Here is a 17511-nt window from a genome sequence, read left to right on the forward strand (position 1 = left end):
GCGTGCTCGGTCGTCCTACACCGCACGGGCCCCGTCCAAAAATACGATGGATGCAAGTCCCTCGGCGATGGCGCCACCGGTCCCTCTCGCCGTTTGCAGAGAGCCAAGGAGCCCGCATGACGGCGTTGGCAGCATATGCAGCACTGAAACCGCAGCCCCGGACGCTGCAGACGGAAATCGTCATGCCGTTCACCCGCGGCCTGCGCGGGCACGCCAGCCTGCACGAAACCATGACCCGCGAGGAGATCGTTCACCGCGTCGCGGAACTCAAGGGCTGTCCTTTTGCCGAAGAAATGCCGCAGTCCCTGTGGCCCAAGCACACCTACCTGATCCCCAGCGACACCCTGCACGCTGATGCTGCGCAGCGCCTGGGTGTGCGCGGCGAAGACGACCTGCTCGGCGGCGTGGTGCCCTACCCTTTTGTGGCCACAAAGGCCATCACCCACCCCCTGGTGTCCCCCACAGCGCCGGCGCCCGAGGGGTGGAACGCGGAGTTCGCAGCGCGCGTGCACTCGGTGGTGCTGCCGGGCTATTCGGCGTATTCACCCCAGGATGTGATGACCGCAGGCGAAAAGCTCCTCGCGCTGGGGCCCGTGCGGGTCAAGCCGGTCTGCGAAACCGGCGGCCGCGGCCAGAACGTGGTGGCCGACGTACCTGCGCTCGCCGCATGCCTGGCCGAGCTGGACAACGCCGGCCTGGTCGGCCAAGGCGTGGTGCTGGAGCACAACCTCACGCAGGTAGAGACACTGAGCGTGGGCCAAATCCGTGTGGCGGGCATCCTGGCGTCGTACCACGGCCGCCAGCGCCTCACGCGGGACAACCACGGTGCACTGGCGTATGGCGGGTCTGACCTCACGGTGGTGCGCGGCGACTTCCACGCGCTGCTGGCCACGCTCCCGCCCGGCGCGGAGCGTACTGCGGTGGATCAGGCACTGGTGTACGACGCCGCCGTGCGCGCCTGCTACCCGGGCTTTTTTGCATCGCGCATCAACTACGACATTGCGCAGGGCGTCCGCAGCAGCGGCGAGTGGTGTTCGGGCGCTCTCGAACAGTCGTGGCGGATCGGTGGCGCCACCGGCGCAGAGCTGGCGGCGCTGGAGGCCTTCTACGACCAGCGCAGCCTTCGCACCGTGCGGGCCAGCACCGTAGAGGTCTTCGGCCCGCTCGAAGCCATTCCCCGCGGCGCCACGCTGTACTTCCAGGGCATCGACCCCGAGGTGGGGCCGTTGACCAAATACGCCCTGGTGCACACCGATGGCCACACGGCATAGGGCCATTCAAATCCCCTCGGGCGACCGCACGATTGCGGGCACGCTCGTCGCGCCCGACACGGTGGTGCCCGGCGTTCTGCTGGTCCACGGCTGGGACGGCAGCCAGGAGCAATACCTCGCTCGCGCCCACGCCATCGCGGCGCTGGGTTGCGTCTGCCTCACCATTGACCTGCGCGGGCATGCGCGCGACAAGGCACACCGCGATACGGTGACGCGCGAAGACAACCTGAACGACCTGCTGGCCGCGTACGACCTGCTGACGGGCCACCCGGCGGTGGATGCGCAATCCGTGGCGCTGGTGGGCAGCAGCTACGGCGGCTACCTTGCCACCATCCTGAGTGCATTGCGCCCGGTGCGATGGGTGGCGCTGCGCGCGCCTGCGCTCTACCAGGACGAGGATTGGCTGGTGTCCAAACAACACCTGGACCGCCAGCAGATCGCCCGCTACCGCGCACAAAAGCTGGAGCCCGACAGCAACCGGGCGCTGGCGGCCAGCGCGGTGTTTGAAGGCGATGTGCTGCTGGTGGAGTCAGAGCTCGACTCCATCGTCCCGCACGCGGTGATCGAAAACTACCGCGCTGCCTTTTTGCGCACACGGTCGATGACTTACCGTGTGATCGAAGGGGCCGACCACGCCCTGGCTAAGCCCGAGTGGAGCGAGGCTTACACCACCCTGCTGGTTCATTGGATGGCGGAGATGCTGGGCCATGCAAAAGCCAAGGCAGCCTCTGTGGCATCCGCCCAGCTGCAGCAGTCTTCCCCCTCTGATCCGATGCCGGGAATCAGCACTGTCTGACACCAGCGGGGTCCTAGGGGTGGGGTAATCAAGTCTCCCACGATGCTCTGGAGACTTTCATGTCCAAGACACACCGCTCCGGCCCCGACGCCCTCAAGCCCCGCGCCTTGAAGCGCATGCGCCAGTGGGAGGCCATGGCCCCGCCCCGCCGCGTGTTGCCGCGTTTTCCCGACCCCGAGCCGCCGGTGTGGAAGCCGTTGGGTTAAAGCGCTCTCCGCGTCGCTGCCCGCACCGGCTCGCCATCTGCCCCCCGCAGCGCGGCCTGCGGTTCTGCCCCATTTTTGTTCTTTTTACCGAGACCCTCACATGCCTGTATCCAACGACGACGCCAACCCAAAAAATTCAGCCAGCACCAACGCCACCGTCCAAAAGCAGCAGGAAATCCAGGCGCAGCAGGACAGGCTGGACAGCCAGTCCGCTCCATCCGAATCCCCCAAGACTGCCGCGCCCGGCCCTGGCCGCGCCGAGCCCGCGCCCAAGATGCCGAGCCAGCATCTCACCAAGCCGGGCATCGAAGAGGAGATGGAGTTAAAGCCCCGCTTTGAGGCGCCCCACTACCAGGGCAGCGCAAAACTCAAGGGCGTTGCCACCCTGATCACCGGTGCGGACTCCGGCATTGGCCGGGCCGTGGCGGTGCTTTTTGCCCGCGAGGGCGCGGATGTGGCGGTGGCGTATCTCTCAGAACACCAGGATGCCGAACACACCAAGGCATTGGTCGAGGCCGAAGGCGGCCGCTGCATCCTGCTGCCCGGCGACGTGAAAGACCCCGCCTATTGCACTGAGGCGGTACAAAAGACTGTGGCGGAGTTCGGCAAGCTCAATGTGCTGGTCAACAACGCGGCATTCCAGGAACATGCCACGTCGATCGAAGAGCTCACGGAAGAGCGGTTTGACGAAACGTTCCAGACCAACATCTACGGCTATTTCCGCATGGCCAAGGCGGCCGTGCCGCACCTGCATGCAGGCGACGCGATCATCAACACCGGCTCGGTGACAGGGCTGCGAGGCAGCAAGGAGCTGCTGGACTATTCGGCCACCAAGGGCGCCATCCACGCGTTCACCAAAGCGCTGGCCCACAACCTCGTGGAAAAGGGCATCCGCGTGAACGCCGTTGCCCCGGGCCCCGTCTGGACTCCGCTCAACCCGGCCGACAAGTCGCCTGAAGACATTGCCAAGTTTGGCGAACAGACCCAGATGGGCCGCCCCGCCCAGCCGGAAGAAATTTCGCCGGCTTATGTGTTTTTGGCAGCGCCCTGCTGCTCGAGCTACATCACCGGGATCGTGTTGCCCATCACCGGCAACGCAGGCGACGGCGGCTGAGGGGAGGGGCTGGCAGATCCACGGCTCGCTGGGACACGCGCGACAGCCATCGACCCAGCCCGTTTGTCCTTGGGGCGGTCAATTGCCGGATGAAGCGGCACGGCGCATCGGGGGCCAGCCGGTAGCTACAAGGCTCCCGGTGGTGCGGTGTGCGCGCGTCAGGGCTGGCGGTCGCCCTTGGCGTAGTCCTGGAGCGCCTTCACCGCCTCCTCACGGGTGGTCCACTCCCCGTGGGGCACCGGCACGTTGTGCCCGTCAATCAACAGGCTGTGCACCGTCAGGCGGCCGCCGGAGTTCGACAACACCGCCGAGTAGGTACTCCCGTCGGCCGTGCCAAAAACATTCTCTTGCTCGGTTTCCATCGGCATGGTGATCCTTCTGTGGCGTTGTCGCGTGATTGTGGGGATGCACAAAAGGCGCAAATGTAGGCCGATGGCGGTAGAGCATGCCACTGCGCTGGCGAAGCGGCGCTTTCCTACAGACGCTTTTGAAGCCGCGCGAAACCATCCCATCCCTGGCCGGCGCAGCGGACGAGCGTTATGCGCTGGCGCATCCCATCATCCTTCGCCACCTGCAAGAAAGCGCCCGATGAAAAGCAGCGATCCACTGTCTCGCTACAAGGAGAAGCGCGACTTTTCCATCACGCCCGAGCCCGACGAGGTAGGCCAGCCGAGCGTGGGCCCGCGCCAGTTTGTGATTCAAAAGCACTGGGCATCGCACCTGCACTACGACCTTCGCCTGGAGATCGACGGCACCATGAAAAGCTGGGCCGTGCCCAAGGGCCCGAGCCTCGACCCGTCCCACAAGCGCATGGCCGTGCAGGTGGAGGACCACCCGATCAGCTACAACAGCTTTGAAGGCGTGATCCCGCCCAAACAGTACGGCGCCGGGCGCGTGATCATCTGGGACAAGGGCACCTGGGAACCCGAGGGCGACCCCGCGCAGGGCTGGCGCGAGGGGCGCCTCAAATTTGCGCTGCATGGACACAAGCTCTCGGGACACTGGGCACTGGTGCGCATGGGTGGCAAGGCAAAGAGCGAAAAGCCGGCCTGGCTGCTCATCAAGGAGAAGGACAGTCACGCGCGGCCGGAGTCGGAATACAAGGTGGTGGAAGCTGCGCCGGACAGCGTGAAAGGGCTGGCGCCATCGGCCAGAAAATCAAAGGGCGCCCCCGCCGCTACCGCGCAAGCTCCGTCAAAAACGCCTCGCACCGCAAAGCCGGCAGCCACACCACCACTGCCCGAAGCCTTGTCGCCCCAGCTCGCAACCCTGGTCTCCGCACCGCCGCGCGATGCCGAGCCATGGATGTACGAGCTCAAGTTCGACGGCTACCGCATTTTGAGCCGGGTGGACGGCGCCCAGGTGCAGTTGGTCACCCGCAACGGGAACGACTGGACCCCCAAAATCGCACCCTTGGCCAGCGCCCTCAAGGCCCTGCGCCTCAAGGGCACGTGGCTGGACGGAGAAATCGTGGCCATGGATGCAGCAGGTAAACCAGACTTCCAGAAGCTGCAGAACGCGTTCGACGGATCGGACACCACCGAACTCGTCTACTACGTGTTTGACGCGCTTTTCGCAGAGGGAAAGGACTTGCGCGCGCAACCCCTGGAAGTGCGCCAGGAGCATTTGCGCAGACTACTGGCAAAAAACAAGTCTGCCGCCCTGCGGCTGAGCGAAGCCTTCGAAGCCCGCCCCGAAGACCTGGTCGCTTCGGCCTGCAAAATGGGCTTTGAAGGGGTCATCGGCAAACGCAAGGACTCGACTTACGCGAGCGGCCGGAGCAGCGACTGGATCAAGCTCAAGTGCGGACTGCGCCAGGAGTTTGTGATCGGCGGGTACACCGAACCCAAAGGGTCGCGGGTGGGGCTGGGGTCCTTGCTTTTGGGCTTCTATGACGAAAGCGGTGACCTGCAGTACGCGGGCAACGTGGGCACCGGATTTACCGAGGAAACCTTGCGCGAGCTGCACGGGCAGTTGAAGGCAGCAGCGGCCCCCTCCAGCCCCTTCGCCGCAGCCGCTGACGCGCCGAAGGGCGCGCACTGGGTGCGGCCAAAACTCGTGGCTGAGGTGGCCTTTGCGCAATGGACGAAGGGCCACCGCATCCGGCACAGCGTGTTCAAGGGCTTGCGCACCGACAAGCCGCCGCGCGATATACGGCGCGAGGAAGCGACTGCACCGCCCGCTGCCGCAGCAACCGCACCCAAAGCACCTCGCAGCGCCCCAACCGTCCAGCATGCGGCCTCATCCGAGCCTCGCATCTCACATGGAGAGCGGGTCATTGATCCGTCCACGGGCATCACCAAGATGGACCTGGTGGACTACTACGCGGCCGTCGGACCCTTGATGCTGGAGCACCTTAAAGCACGGCCTGTAGCGCTGGTCAGGGCACCGTCGGGCGTGAAGGGCGAGCTGTTCTTTCAAAAACACCAGGAGTCCGAGGCCCTCGCGGGCATGCAGATGCTGGACCCGGCGCTGGACGAAGGCCATGCCCCGTTGCTGGAGGTGTTGTCGCCACTCGGCCTTCGCAGCGGCGCGCAAATGAACGTCATCGAGTACCACACCTGGAACGCGCTCAAGGACAAAATCGAGCGCCCCGACCGCATGACCTTCGACCTGGACCCCGGCGAGGGCGTCGGCTGGCCGGACATTCAAGAGGGGGCACGGCTCCTGCGCGTCTTGCTGGACGAACTCGGCCTGCCCTCGTTCCTGAAAACCAGCGGGGGCAAAGGCCTGCATGTGGTGGTGCCCCTCAAGCGCCTGCGCGACTGGGACACGGTCAAGGATTTCTCCAAAGCCATCGTGCAGCATCTGGCAGAAACCATCCCCGAGCGCTTCGTCGCCAAGAGTGGCCCGCGCAACCGCGTAGGCAAAATTTTTGTGGATTACCTGCGCAATGGCCGCGGGGCTACCACCGTCAGCGCATGGTCGGTACGGGCGCGGCCGGGGATGGGCGTCTCGGTGCCGGTGGCGTGGGAGGAGCTTGATGGATTGACCAGCGCCGCTCACTGGAACGTGCAAAACATCGCAGGGCGGCTGGCGGCCGGCAATACCCCGTGGCAGGGCTACCGCGAGGCTGCGGTCAGCCTGGCACCGGCCATGAAACTGCTGGGGTTCAAGCCTTGATCGGCGGCGATGGGCGGTGCATGCCGCGCCGCCCGATGCTCAGGCCGCAATCAGCTTCTGCCCTGACGGGCCGGCGAGTTCCGCGTGCCGGCCCCCACCCGGCAACTTGAAGGCAGCGACGGTTTCCACCAGCTTCCTGGATTGAACGCTCAGGCTGCTGGCCGCTGCGGCCATCTCCTCGACCAGTGCCGCGTTTTGCTGGGTGGCCTGGTCCATCTGGTTGACGGCCACATTGACCTGGTTCACGCCCTCGCTCTGCTCCGTGCCGGCGGCGCTGATCTGCGCGACGGTCTCCGTAACCCGCTCGATGGAGGAGACAACCTCGGTCATTGTTTGTCCGGCGGTACCCACCAATGCGGTCCCGGCTGCCACGCGCTCGACACTGGTGGCGATGAGTGTCTTGATCTCCTTGGCTGCGGCGGCAGACCGCGCGGCCAGGCTGCGCACTTCGGACGCCACCACCGCAAATCCGCGCCCCTGCTCTCCGGCGCGTGCTGCCTCGACGGCAGCATTGAGCGCCAGGATGTTGGTCTGAAAGGCAATGCCGTCGATGACCCCGATGATCTCGGAGATCTTCTTGGAGCTCTCGTTGATGCCGCTCATGGTGTCCACCACCCTGGAGACCACATCGCCGCCCTGCTTGGCCACGGTAGAGGCATTCTGGGCGAGCACGTTGGCCTGCCGCGCGCTTTGCGCATTGGTCTGCACCGTGGAGTTGAGCTCCTCCATCGCCGACGCAGTTTCCTCCAGCGCGCTGGCCTGGTGCTCCGTGCGGGTCGACAGGTCGCTGTTGCCGATCGAGATCTGTGAGCTGGCCGCAGCCACGGTTTCCGAGCCACTGCGTACCTCGCTGACGATCTTGGTCAGCGAGTCCTGCATCACGGCCAGGGCCGCCAGCAAGGGGCTGAACTCGTCGCGGGAGGTGTCAACCACCGGTGTGGTGAGGTCGCCATCCCGAACCCGGTCTGCCACCGCCTGAGAGGCCGACACCCTGCGCTGGAGGGTGGCGCCGATGTGCCAGGAAAACAGCAGCAACCCCACCGCCACAGCCACCACCGCACTGACCAGTGCCCGCAGCGTAAGACGGACATCCCGCTCAATCTCTTCCAGGCTGGCCTTGAGCAGCTCGGCCTGGTGCGCCTTCTCCTTGCTCAGGAGAGCGAGCACCGCGTTGCGGGCGGGAATGGTGGAAGCCACCAGAAAATCAAAGGCCGGGTCCTTTTTTCCCTCTTTGATCAATTGAACGTTCTGCTCGGCAACGCGCCAGAAGGCTTCGAACCCCTTGGACAATTCGGCGTTCAGGGCTTTTTCAGCCGAGGTGTGGGCGTCTTTCGTGAAGCTGGCGAAGTCCGCGTCTATCAAGCGCTTTTTCTCGGCAATATCCCCCAGGGTGGCAGCCAACTCTTCGGGGGTGCGCACCAGCATCGCATGGCGCAGCTGCAGGGACGAACGCGTCATGTTCAATTCCATCGCACTGGCCTGGAGCTGCCGCGGAACCTCCTCTTGCGCCACCAGGTCGGTCTGGTGGGTCACCTCGCCCAGGTAGACCCAGGCCAGTACCGCAATCCCCGCAAGGCCTGCAATGAGCAGGAACGAAATGGCATGAAGGCGTCGTGCGATGCTCATGGTGTCACCTCTTGTGTTGTGGTCCCATGGTCTGGTCCTGACGCTGCCTTGTGCGCGACAAGGCCCCCCTCGCGCCAGGCTCCCAAACCCCCGCTTTATCGACAGAATTGAACGCGCATATCGGACACCGGTCAATGGGGGTGGACGCGGGTGCCGGCCGGGCAACTTTGGCGCCGTTCGCGGCTTCTGGGCCGCGTGGCGGGCCGTTCAAGCATTCATTGAGGCATCACGAAGGCGAGCCCCGCGGAGGAAGCCTCTATGCTGAGCGCATGGCCACCCCCAAGACTTTGCTGATCGTCTACCACTCCATGACCGGTGGCACCCGCCAGATGGCGCAGGCGGCGTACGCCGGGGCGTCCGCGGAAGCAGGGGTTGGCGTGCGGCTGTTACAGGCTGCGCAAGCGGGCGCGACGGACGTACTGGCCGCAGACGGGTTGATTTTTGCCACGCCCGAGAACCTTGCAGCCATCAGCGGGCAGCTCAAGGACTTCTTTGACCGGACTTACTACGCCGTGCTCGACCAGATCAATGGCCGCCCGTATGCCAGCCTGGTCTGCGCGGGAAGCGACGGGCACAACGCGGCCAGGCAGATCGAGCGCATTGCCACGGGCTGGCGGCTGCGGGCGGTGGCAGAGCCGCTCATTGTGTGCACCCATGCCCAGACGCCGGACGCCATCCTGGCGCCGAAGCAGATCCGCGATGAAGAGCTGGTGCATTGCCGGGCGCTGGGCGCCGCGATGGCTGCTGGTCTGGCGCTGGGAGTCTTCTAGCCGCGGTGCCGGCACGGCACGGACGGCTCCACCGGCGCGATCAGCGCAATGTAGCCAGGTAAGCAGCCATGTCCCGCGCGTCCTGCGGCGCCACGCCCAGCTCCGGCATCGCGGTGCCTGGCTTGACTTTTTGGGTGTGCATCAGCCACTGGACCATGTTGTCCGGCGTGTTGGACAGCGTGCCGGCAATAAGCCCGCGGGTGGAGAACCGGTCAAGTGGTGGCCCCACAAAGGCCGCGGGGCCGGTAACGCCAGGAATGCTGTGGCAGGCTGTGCACGCGTACTGGTGCAGCGCCTGCCGTCCCCGCTGCACATCCACCGCCGTGGTCGGCGCAACGGTCTCTGTGGTGCGGCCGCAGGCGGGCATCGCTGGCTCCGCCCCGGTGCGCTGCTGCCAGTGTGCGTACTGCGTGGCGTTCAGGGTCGGCAGGTGCTGCATGAAGGCGACCACGTCCCAGATCTCGCTATCGGCCAGGCGGTACTCCCAGGCCGGCATCCCCGTCATCTTGAGACCATGGCGCACCAGCCAGTACAGCTCGCGCGGACGCCAGTGCTGCCTGGCATCCACCAGCGGCCCGGGCAAGGGCTGCATGCTTTTGCCAATGTCACCCTGCGCAACCCCCGGCGCTCCGTGGCACTGCACACATTTGTCCCTGAAACAGGCCGCGCCGCGCAAGGCCATGCGCTCATCGGCGAGCGGCGGTTCAGCGATATCCCGTGCGCGCAACCGTACGGACTGGCGCATGGCCACCTCCAGCACCGAGTACATGGGCTGAGAGTGCTGCCGTGTGGCGGCGACGTCGTAGAGCCCACCGTACACGACCAGCGCTGCGCCCAGCAAGGCCGCCACGGCCAATGCGGAGGCGGTCGCGGCAACGATCAGAAACAACTTGGGCTGGGTCATCTGGCTTCATTTTGGGCCGTGTGGCGAACCCTGTGCGTCAGAATGCACCGATGATCTCCAGCGCACAGATCGCCGAGCCGCCGTTCTGCAGCGCATCCCGCGTGTGGGCAACGGCCGCTGTGTTGGTCCAGGTGCTGCTCGCGGGGGCCGTGCACGCGCAGGCGCCAGCGCAAGTGCCAGACAAGGCCCAGGTGGCCCGCGGCAAGGCGCTCATCGCGCAGTACCAATGCGGCTCCTGCCATGCCATCCCAGGCATTCCCGCGGCACGCGGCGAGACGGCGCAAACCCTCAGGGCCTGGAGCCGCCGCAGTTACATCGCCGGCAGATTGCCCAACAACGCCGACGTGCTCACGCGGTGGATCACCGATCCGCCAGCCCTGGTGCCCGGAACCGCCATGCCGCGCATGGGCGTCTCGCCCGATGAAGGGCAGGCCATGGCCGCCTATCTGTTTTCCCTCCGATGACCGCCGGCGGCGTACTGCAGTCGGCGGGCGACGCCGCCCACGCCATCGAGACGGTGACCTGGGTCCTGTTTGCGGGCGGCGGTGCCATCTTTGTGGGCGTGATGCTGCTGCTGGCGTGGTCGCTGCGCCGGCGCGCGCGAGGTGTGAACACACGCTGGTGGATCTGGGGCGGTGGCGTGGCATTCCCGGCGGCGGTGCTGGTCGCGCTGTTCGCATGGACCTTGCCGCACACGCCCGTCTGGCGGCCTACGCCCCCCGCGGGTGCACTCATCGTGACCGTCAAGGCCCACATGTGGTGGTGGGAGGTGCGCTACCGCGACCCCGCCACCGGCGCAGACATCGTGACGGCCAACGAGATCCGCATCCCCGTGGGCAAACCGGTGTACCTGGCGTTGACCAGCGCCGACGTGATCCACAGCTTCTGGGTTCCACAGCTCGCGGGCAAGATGGACATGCTGCCCGGCCGCATGCAGCACCTGCTGGTGACGGCAACCGCCCCAGGCACCTGGCGCGGGCAGTGCGCCGAGTTCTGCGGCGAGCAGCATGCACAGATGGCACTGCACGTGGTGGGCCTCGCGCCCCCCGATTTTGATGCCTGGCTGGCGGTGCAGGCGCAGCCAGCCCAGCCGCCCGCAACCCCGGCCCTGGCGCTGGGACGCGATGCGTTTCTGGCGCAGCGCTGCGACGCATGCCACACCGTGCGCGGTGCGGGTGCCGCAGGCCAACTGGGTCCGGACCTCACGCACATCGGCAGCCGGCCGTACCTGGGCGCGGGCACGCTCGCCAACACGCCGGACGGCCGCGCGCGGTGGCTGGCGCACCTTCAGCACATCAAACCCGGTGCCCGCATGCCCTCGTACGACCGGCTGGACACACCTACGTTGAACGCCATGGGCGCATGGCTGGGATCGCTGCAATGAACCGTACCCCGGCCACACCACTTCATACAGCGCCGGCGCTGGATGTTGCGTTGGGCGAAGCGTTGGCCAACAGCCTGCCTCGCCCCCCAGGGGAACTCGAGGCGTTACAGCGCGCGTGGGAGCCGCCGAAAGGATGGCGCCGGCTGACGGCGGTCAACAACAGCCACATCGGCGTGTATTACCTTGCCACGGCGCTGATCTTTTTTGTGCTCGCCGGTGTGCTTGCGCTGGTCATGCGCACACAGCTGGCGCTGCCCGGCAATGCCCTGGTGGGCGCAGGCACGTACAACCAGCTGTTCACCATGCACGGCTCGGTCATGATGTTTCTGTTCGCGGTGCCGGTGGTCGAAGCGGTGGCCGTCTGGCTGCTGCCCAACATGCTGGGCGCGCGGGACCTTCCCTTCCCTCGCCTGTCTGCCTATGCGTTCTGGGCCTATGCCATCGGCGGGGCCGCCTTCTTCTGCACGGTGTTCTTTGGCGCATCGCCCGATGGCGGCTGGTTCATGTATCCGCCGCTCACCGGCAAGGAATACTCCCCGGGCATCGGTGCCGACTGGTGGCTGCTGGGCATCGGCTTCATCGAGATCTCGGCCATTGCGGGCGCCATTGAATTGATCATCGGCATCCTGTTCACGCGCGCGCCGGGCATGACCCTGGCCAAGATGCCCGCTTTTGCCTGGGCCGTGCTGGTGGCAGCGTTCATGGTGATCTTTGCGTTCCCGGCGCTGATTGCGGGCACGCTGCTGCTGGAGCTGGAGCGTGCGTTCGACTGGCCCTTTTTCATCCCGGCGCGCGGGGGCGACCCGCTGTTGTGGCAACACCTCTTTTGGTTCTTCGGCCACCCCGAGGTCTACATCATCTTTTTGCCCGCGGCCGGCATGGTGTCGATGATGGTGCCGGTGATGGCCGGCACCTCGCTGGTGGGCCACCGGGCCATCGTCGCGGCGCTGATCGCTGTGGGGGCCATCAGCTTTTTGCTGTGGATGCACCACATGTTCACCGCCGGCCTGGGCCCGCTGGCGCTGCATGTCACGTCCATCGCCAGCTTTGCGGTGGCCATTCCCAGTGGCGTGCAGGTGTTTGCGTGGATCGCCACCTTCTGGCAAGGCCGTGTGCGCATGTCGGCGCCTTCGCTGTTTCTGCTGGGCTTTCACTTCATCTTTGTGCTGGGCGGCCTGACGGGCGTGATGCTGGCCGTGTTGCCGTTTGATTGGCAGGCACACGACACCTACTTTGTGGTGGCGCATTTGCACTATGTGCTGGTGGGCGGGCTCGTCTTTCCCCTGTTTGCCGCCATCTACTACTGGGCACCGCTGTACAACGGGCACCAGCTTTCCGAGCGCTGGGGCCGCTGGGTTTTTGGCCTGATGTTTGGCGGCTTCAATCTGGCGTTCTTTCCCATGCACATTGCGGGCCTGGCCGGGATGCCGCGGCGGGTGTACACCTATGCCGACGGACTGGGCTGGACGTTGTGGAACTTGCTGTCTACCGCAGGCGCCTACGTGTTCGCGGTGGGCGTTCTGCTGTGTTTGATCGACCTGGTGCGCACCTTGCTGCGCCCCCATCGCGACCACGGCAATCCCTGGAAGGCCGATTCGCTCGAATGGCTGCCTCAGGGCGACTACGGTGTGCGCAGCATTCCGCAGGTGGCATCGCTCGAGCCCCTATGGGCCCGTCCATCCCTGCCACAAGAGGTGGTGGCAGGCAGGCACTGGCTTCCCGGCACCGTGTTCGGCGGGCGCGAAACATTGGTCACCAGCCCGGTGAACGCGCAAATCCGCCACCTGTTGCGCCTGCCGGGTGATGGCTGGGCACCGTTTGTGGCGGCAGCAGGCACCGCAGGCTTCTTCCTCTTGCTGACCGTGGCGTGGATCGTGCCGGCTTTCATCGCGGGCGCCGTGTCCGTGGCGGCGATGCTGGTCTGGCTGTGGGGCTCGGACCGACCGCCTCCAGCGCCCATGGCCACCATCGGCGACGGAGTGAGCGTCCCTGCCAGCGCGTTTGGGACGGCATCGCATTCGTGGTGGGCCACCGTCATCCTGCTGGCGGTGGACGCAACAATCTTTGCGTCCTTCGGCTTCGCGCACATCCACGTGTCCATGGCGCTTGATGTCTGCCCGCCGCCCGGTGCGCGGCTGCCGGCCGGGGGCATGTGGTCCGTGGCTCTACTGCTTGCGGCCTCGGCGCTGATGGTGGGGGCCGTGCAGTGCCTGCAGCGCGGCCGGCAGGGCCTGTTGCGCTTGGCCGTCGCGCTGGCCATGGTGACCGCGTTGGGCGCCCTGGGCCTGGACCTGGCCACGCACCTGCAGGCGGGCTTGGACCCACGCGCCAACGCCTGGAGCGCCACGGTGGCCGCCTTGGTGGCATGGCAGGGGTTTCACGCCCTGGTGTTGCTGGTGATGGGCAGCTACGTGCTGGTCCGATCGTGGGCTGGCAGGCTGAGCCCCAATGCAAGGGCCACCTTGGACAACACCGCCCTGATGTGGCACGGCACCGTGGCCCAGGCCATCGTGGGCATGGCGTTAGTGCGCCTGCTACCCGCATTGATGAGCGGCTGACGAGCCGTGGACGGGATGCGCTAGAGCCGGTTTGCGGTGTTGGCCTACAGCTGTCCGGGCAGCTGCCTGCCCATACTGCGCCGATGAACGCGCAAGACGGCTCCAAGCTCCCAGCACCCCGGCGGCCGCTCCTTGCGCTGCTGGCCGGCACCATGGTCCTCGCCAACGCCCAGCCGCTCACCCCACCGGGCGTGGGACCGAACCCCCAACTGCCCGCACCCGATGCGGTGCGCCTCTTGCCCACGGTCAACATCGCACCCGCCGAGGGATGGCCGCAGGGTGCCATGCCGCATGCCGTCACCGGCTTCAAGGTCACGGCCTTGGCCAAGGGGCTGGACCATCCCCGCTGGGTCTATGTGCTTCCGAACGGCGACGTGCTGGTAGCCGAAAGCAACAAGCCAGACCCCGAACCCGGCTCCAAAAATGTGCACGCTGACGGCCTGCGCGGCAAGGCGATGGGCATAGTGCAAAAGCGCGCCGGCGCGGCCACGCCCAGTGCCAACCGCATCACCTTGCTGCGCGATGCCGATGGCGACGGAGAGGCTGAAACCCGCTCCGTTTTCCTCAAGGACCTGGTGTCACCCTTCGGCATGGCGCTGGTGGGCAACCAGCTCTACATTGCCAACGCCAACGCCATCGTCAAGGTGGCTTACGAGGCCGGCCAGACGTCGATCACATCGCCCACCACCAAGGTCACCGACCTGCCCGCCGGCGCCAATCACCACTGGACCAAGAACATTCTTGCGAGCCCCGACGGCAGCAAGCTCTACGCCACCGTGGGCTCCAACAGCAATATCGCGGACAACGGCATGGAGGCCGAACAGGGCCGTGCCGCCATCTGGGAGGTCGACCTGGCCAGCGGCAGCAAGCGGCTGTTTGCCAGCGGCCTGCGCAACCCCAATGGCTTGGGCTGGGAGCCTCAGACCAAGGTGCTGTGGACCGTGGTGAACGAACGCGATGAGCTGGGCAACGACCTGGTGCCCGACTACCTGACCTCGGTGAAGGACGGCGCCTTCTATGGCTGGCCCTGGAGCTACTGGGGCCAGAAGGTGGACACGCGAGTGAAGCCCGCCAACCCCGACATGGTGGCCAAGGCCATCGCGCCGGACTACGGCCTTGGGTCTCACGTAGCGCCGCTGGGCATGACCTTTTCGGACACCCGCATGCCGGCCGCGTACGCCAGTGGCGCCTTCATCGGCCAGCACGGCTCGTGGAACCGCAAGGAGCTGACGGGCTACAACGTGGTCTTTGTGCCCTTTGCGGGCGGGCGGCCTTCGGGTCCGCCGGTGGAGTTCCTGGGCGGATTCCTGAGCAAGGACGGCAAGGCGCACGGGCGTCCGGTGGGCGTGGCGCTGGACGCCAAAGGCGCGCTGCTGGTGGCCGACGATGTAGGCAATACCATCTGGCGTGTGGTGCGCACGGACTGAAGCACCGCCCACGGCGGAACGCGCGACAAACCGGTCTCGTGCAGTACTACCTCCGGCGCCGAGGGGCCTACCCTGGGCTTGTCGGTAGCACCACACGATCCTCGGTTGTCGCGCGTTTCGCTTCGATGCCTTGCCGCGCAGGCTCCTCGCCGCCGCCACCTGACCTGAAAACCTAGCGCATTGGAACGCCGTGCCGCACAAACTGCCTTCGCCTTTCTCTCGCTGGCAAAGCCTGGCCCCCATCGTGGTCAGCTGCATTGGCATCGCAGTGCCCGCAGATGCCGCCGCACAGGACAACGCCACCGCGCCATCCCCTGCCGCGCCACCCTCCCTGGGCACTGTTGAAGTGATCGACAGCGCGCAGGCCCAACGCCGCTTTGACAGCGCGGCCAGCCACAGCAGCGTGACGGTCGACGGGTTCTCAACCCCCTCGCCGCTCGTCCACTTGTCCGAATTGCTTGCCGGGCAAGCCGGCGTCGTCACACAAGACCGCGGCAACTATGCGCAGGATCTGCAGATCGCGGTGCGGGGCTTTGGCGCCCGCTCTACCTTCGGCGTGCGCGGTGTGCGCATCCTGGTCGATGGCATTCCCGCCACCATGCCCGACGGGCAAGGCCAGGCCGCCACGGCGCACCTGCCCTCCGCCGCACAGGTGGACGTGCTGCGCGGCCCGCTGGCCCAGCTCTACGGCAACGCCGCCGGGGGCGTGGTGCAGGTCACCACGCGCGATCCGCGCCCTGGCGGCGGCGCCCAGGCCGGCATGGCCTTCGGCACCTACGGCCAGCGGCTGGTGGATGCCTCGCTCGACTTTGGCGACCAGGAGCTGGGCGGCCTGGTGGACCTCTCGCACTTTGAGACGGAAGGCTGGCGCACACACAGCGCCGCGCGGCGGACACATTTCAACGGCAAGCTGGTGGCCCGGCCCGATGGTCGCACGCGCATCACCACACTGCTCAACCTGTACGACCAGCCGCTGGCGCAAGACCCGCTGGGCCTGACGGCGGCGCAACTGCAAACCCAACCGCGCCAGGCCGCAGCGGTGGCCACGGCTTTTGACACCCGCAAGTCGGTCACGCAGAGCCAGCTGGGCGTGGTGGTGGAGCGCCAGTTCAATGACACCGATAGCGTGCAGCTGCGCGCCTACGGCGGTGCCCGCGAGCTGACGCAATACCTTTCCTTCAGCGGCGCGGCCGCCAACAGCGCCGGCGGGGTTGTGGACCTGGACCGTGGGTACGGCGGCCTGGGCATGGCCTGGACGCGCGCCACACGTTCGGCCTCGGGTCTGCCCCTGACCTGGACGGCGGGCGTGGAAGCCCACCGCATGTCCGAACACCGCCAGGGTTTTGTGAACCAGGCCGGCGCCCGCGGGGACTTGCGCCGAAACGAAGACGACCGCGCGACCAACACCGACGTGTATGCCCAGGTGGATGCCTGGCTGTCGCCGCAATGGCGCGCCGTGGCGGGCTTTCGCGCCAGCCAGGTGCGTGTGCAGGTGGACGACAAATACATCACCGCGGCCAACCCCGACGACAGCGGCGCCCGCAGCTGGCGCCACACCAGCCCGGCCGTGGGACTGGTGTGGAGCGCCACCGACCAGCTCAATCTGTACGCGAATATCGGCCGCGGGTTTGAGACCCCCACGCTGGCAGAGATGGCGTACAGCCCCGGCAACGCCGGCCCCAACTACGGGCTGTCGGCCGCGCGCAGCCAGCAGTGGGAGATCGGCGCCAAATGGCGCGGCAACAGCCACCAGTGGGAGGCCGCGTGGTTCGACACGCGCAGCCGCGGCGAGATCGTGCCGGTGGAAACCGTCGGCGGCCGCTCTGTCTACCAAAACGTGGACAACGTGCGCCGCCGCGGCCTCGAACTGGCATGGCGGGGCACGCTGGGCGCTTGGTCGCCCCGCGCCAGCTACACCTACCTCGACGCCCACTTTGGCTCTGGCTACCAGGGCGCAGGCGGCGCCACCGTGGCCGCGGGCAACCGGCTGCCCGGAACGGCACGGCATGTGGCGCAGCTGGCCATCGACCATGCGCCGGCGCCACAGTGGCGCGTGGGCGGCACGCTCAGCGTCTCTGGCGCTGTGTTTGCCAACGACACCAACACCAACTCCGCCGCAGGCTTTGCAGTGGCAGGCCTGCATGCAAGCTACCAGGTGCGCGGCGCAGCGGAGGGTGCCCCCCGCTGGCAGTTCTGGGCGCGCCTGGACAACCTCTTCAATCGGCGCTACGCCGGCACGCTGATCGTGAACGACGGCAACGGCCGCTTCTTCGAGCCCGCAGCCGGCCGGCGCTTGATGGTGGGTGTGCGGGCGCAGTTTCTCTGAGCGTGC

Annotated in this window: 14 protein-coding genes; 11 read left to right on the forward strand and 3 right to left on the reverse strand. The window is 66.7% G+C overall.

Annotated features, from left to right (window positions below):
* Window positions 1-182: 182 nt before the first annotated feature.
* The 4 genes from ACSQ3Q_RS20180 (at window position 183) to ACSQ3Q_RS20195 (ending at window position 3387) form a co-directional block, all read left to right on the forward strand.
* The gene (locus ACSQ3Q_RS20180; protein ID WP_436136108.1) at window positions 183-1271 is read left to right on the forward strand and encodes a DUF3182 family protein; all 1089 of its coding nucleotides are present in this window, start codon (window positions 183-185) and stop codon (window positions 1269-1271) included.
* Window positions 1255-2067 carry an alpha/beta hydrolase family protein gene (locus ACSQ3Q_RS20185; RefSeq protein ID WP_436136109.1) on the forward strand — a complete coding sequence of 271 codons (813 nt, stop codon included), beginning with the start codon at window positions 1255-1257 and terminating at the stop codon, window positions 2065-2067. Before ACSQ3Q_RS20180 ends, ACSQ3Q_RS20185 begins: the two co-directional genes overlap by 17 nt.
* Window positions 2068-2126: 59 nt before the next feature.
* A complete protein-coding gene (locus ACSQ3Q_RS20190) occupies window positions 2127-2273 on the forward strand; it encodes a hypothetical protein (RefSeq protein ID WP_436136110.1) in 147 nt (48 codons plus the stop codon).
* A gap of 100 nt (window positions 2274-2373) precedes the next feature.
* Window positions 2374-3387, forward strand: coding sequence for an SDR family oxidoreductase (locus ACSQ3Q_RS20195; protein ID WP_436136111.1), 1014 nt, complete (start codon window positions 2374-2376; stop codon window positions 3385-3387).
* A gap of 158 nt (window positions 3388-3545) precedes the next feature.
* Here ACSQ3Q_RS20195 and ACSQ3Q_RS20200 read toward each other — a convergent pair whose 3' ends face one another.
* The gene (locus ACSQ3Q_RS20200) at window positions 3546-3755 is read right to left on the reverse strand and encodes a hypothetical protein (protein ID WP_436136112.1); all 210 of its coding nucleotides are present in this window, start codon (window positions 3753-3755) and stop codon (window positions 3546-3548) included.
* Between the two features lie 220 nt (window positions 3756-3975).
* Between ACSQ3Q_RS20200 and ligD the strand changes: the two genes are divergently transcribed.
* A complete protein-coding gene (ligD, locus tag ACSQ3Q_RS20205; protein ID WP_436136113.1) occupies window positions 3976-6510 on the forward strand; it encodes a DNA ligase D in 2535 nt (844 codons plus the stop codon).
* Between the two features lie 39 nt (window positions 6511-6549).
* Here ligD and ACSQ3Q_RS20210 read toward each other — a convergent pair whose 3' ends face one another.
* Window positions 6550-8136 carry a methyl-accepting chemotaxis protein gene (locus tag ACSQ3Q_RS20210; RefSeq protein WP_436136114.1) on the reverse strand — a complete coding sequence of 529 codons (1587 nt, stop codon included), beginning with the start codon at window positions 8134-8136 and terminating at the stop codon, window positions 6550-6552.
* Between the two features lie 269 nt (window positions 8137-8405).
* On the opposite strand from ACSQ3Q_RS20210, the gene ACSQ3Q_RS20215 reads away from it, so the two are divergent.
* Window positions 8406-8906, forward strand: a complete 501-nt coding sequence (locus tag ACSQ3Q_RS20215; protein WP_436136115.1) for a flavodoxin family protein — start codon at window positions 8406-8408, stop codon at window positions 8904-8906.
* Window positions 8907-8946: 40 nt separating this feature from the next.
* On the opposite strand, the gene ACSQ3Q_RS20220 is transcribed toward ACSQ3Q_RS20215, so the two are convergent.
* On the reverse strand, window positions 8947-9810 hold the full coding sequence (locus tag ACSQ3Q_RS20220) for a c-type cytochrome (RefSeq protein WP_436136116.1): 864 nt from the start codon (window positions 9808-9810) through the stop codon (window positions 8947-8949).
* A 50-nt stretch (window positions 9811-9860) separates the two neighbouring features.
* Here ACSQ3Q_RS20220 and ACSQ3Q_RS20225 point away from each other — a divergent pair, with 50 nt between their 5' ends.
* From ACSQ3Q_RS20225 to ACSQ3Q_RS20245, 5 genes are all read left to right on the forward strand, one after another.
* Window positions 9861-10274, forward strand: coding sequence for a c-type cytochrome (locus tag ACSQ3Q_RS20225; RefSeq protein ID WP_436136117.1), 414 nt, complete (start codon window positions 9861-9863; stop codon window positions 10272-10274).
* Window positions 10271-11194, forward strand: a complete 924-nt coding sequence (locus ACSQ3Q_RS20230; RefSeq protein WP_436136118.1) for a cytochrome c oxidase subunit II — start codon at window positions 10271-10273, stop codon at window positions 11192-11194. Before ACSQ3Q_RS20225 ends, ACSQ3Q_RS20230 begins: the two co-directional genes overlap by 4 nt.
* Window positions 11191-13752, forward strand: a complete 2562-nt coding sequence (locus tag ACSQ3Q_RS20235) for a cbb3-type cytochrome c oxidase subunit I (protein WP_436136119.1) — start codon at window positions 11191-11193, stop codon at window positions 13750-13752. Before ACSQ3Q_RS20230 ends, ACSQ3Q_RS20235 begins: the two co-directional genes overlap by 4 nt.
* Before the next feature lie 83 nt (window positions 13753-13835).
* A complete protein-coding gene (locus tag ACSQ3Q_RS20240; protein ID WP_436136120.1) occupies window positions 13836-15179 on the forward strand; it encodes a PQQ-dependent sugar dehydrogenase in 1344 nt (447 codons plus the stop codon).
* A gap of 190 nt (window positions 15180-15369) precedes the next feature.
* Window positions 15370-17505: a TonB-dependent receptor family protein gene (locus tag ACSQ3Q_RS20245; protein ID WP_436136121.1), complete on the forward strand. Its 2136-nt coding sequence runs from the start codon at window positions 15370-15372 to the stop codon at window positions 17503-17505.
* Window positions 17506-17511 lie beyond the last annotated feature (6 nt).

The sequence above is a fragment of the Acidovorax sp. LjRoot129 genome (assembly GCF_964253765.1).
Lineage (GTDB): Bacteria > Pseudomonadota > Gammaproteobacteria > Burkholderiales > Burkholderiaceae_C > Acidovorax.

Bases quoted from the DNA above. Each gene is read 5' to 3' on its own strand.
- ACSQ3Q_RS20180 (WP_436136108.1), top strand. From the start codon at position 183: ATGCCGTTCACCCGCGGCCTGCGCGGGCACGCCAGCCTGCACGAAACC.
- ACSQ3Q_RS20185 (WP_436136109.1), top strand. From the start codon at position 1,255: ATGGCCACACGGCATAGGGCCATTCAAATCCCCTCGGGCGACCGCACG.
- ACSQ3Q_RS20190 (WP_436136110.1), top strand. From the start codon at position 2,127: ATGTCCAAGACACACCGCTCCGGCCCCGACGCCCTCAAGCCCCGCGCC.
- ACSQ3Q_RS20195 (WP_436136111.1), top strand. From the start codon at position 2,374: ATGCCTGTATCCAACGACGACGCCAACCCAAAAAATTCAGCCAGCACC.
- ACSQ3Q_RS20200 (WP_436136112.1), bottom strand. From the start codon at position 3,755: ATGCCGATGGAAACCGAGCAAGAGAATGTTTTTGGCACGGCCGACGGG.
- ligD (WP_436136113.1), top strand. From the start codon at position 3,976: ATGAAAAGCAGCGATCCACTGTCTCGCTACAAGGAGAAGCGCGACTTT.
- ACSQ3Q_RS20210 (WP_436136114.1), bottom strand. From the start codon at position 8,136: ATGAGCATCGCACGACGCCTTCATGCCATTTCGTTCCTGCTCATTGCA.
- ACSQ3Q_RS20215 (WP_436136115.1), top strand. From the start codon at position 8,406: ATGGCCACCCCCAAGACTTTGCTGATCGTCTACCACTCCATGACCGGT.
- ACSQ3Q_RS20220 (WP_436136116.1), bottom strand. From the start codon at position 9,810: ATGACCCAGCCCAAGTTGTTTCTGATCGTTGCCGCGACCGCCTCCGCA.
- ACSQ3Q_RS20225 (WP_436136117.1), top strand. From the start codon at position 9,861: ATGATCTCCAGCGCACAGATCGCCGAGCCGCCGTTCTGCAGCGCATCC.
- ACSQ3Q_RS20230 (WP_436136118.1), top strand. From the start codon at position 10,271: ATGACCGCCGGCGGCGTACTGCAGTCGGCGGGCGACGCCGCCCACGCC.
- ACSQ3Q_RS20235 (WP_436136119.1), top strand. From the start codon at position 11,191: ATGAACCGTACCCCGGCCACACCACTTCATACAGCGCCGGCGCTGGAT.
- ACSQ3Q_RS20240 (WP_436136120.1), top strand. From the start codon at position 13,836: ATGAACGCGCAAGACGGCTCCAAGCTCCCAGCACCCCGGCGGCCGCTC.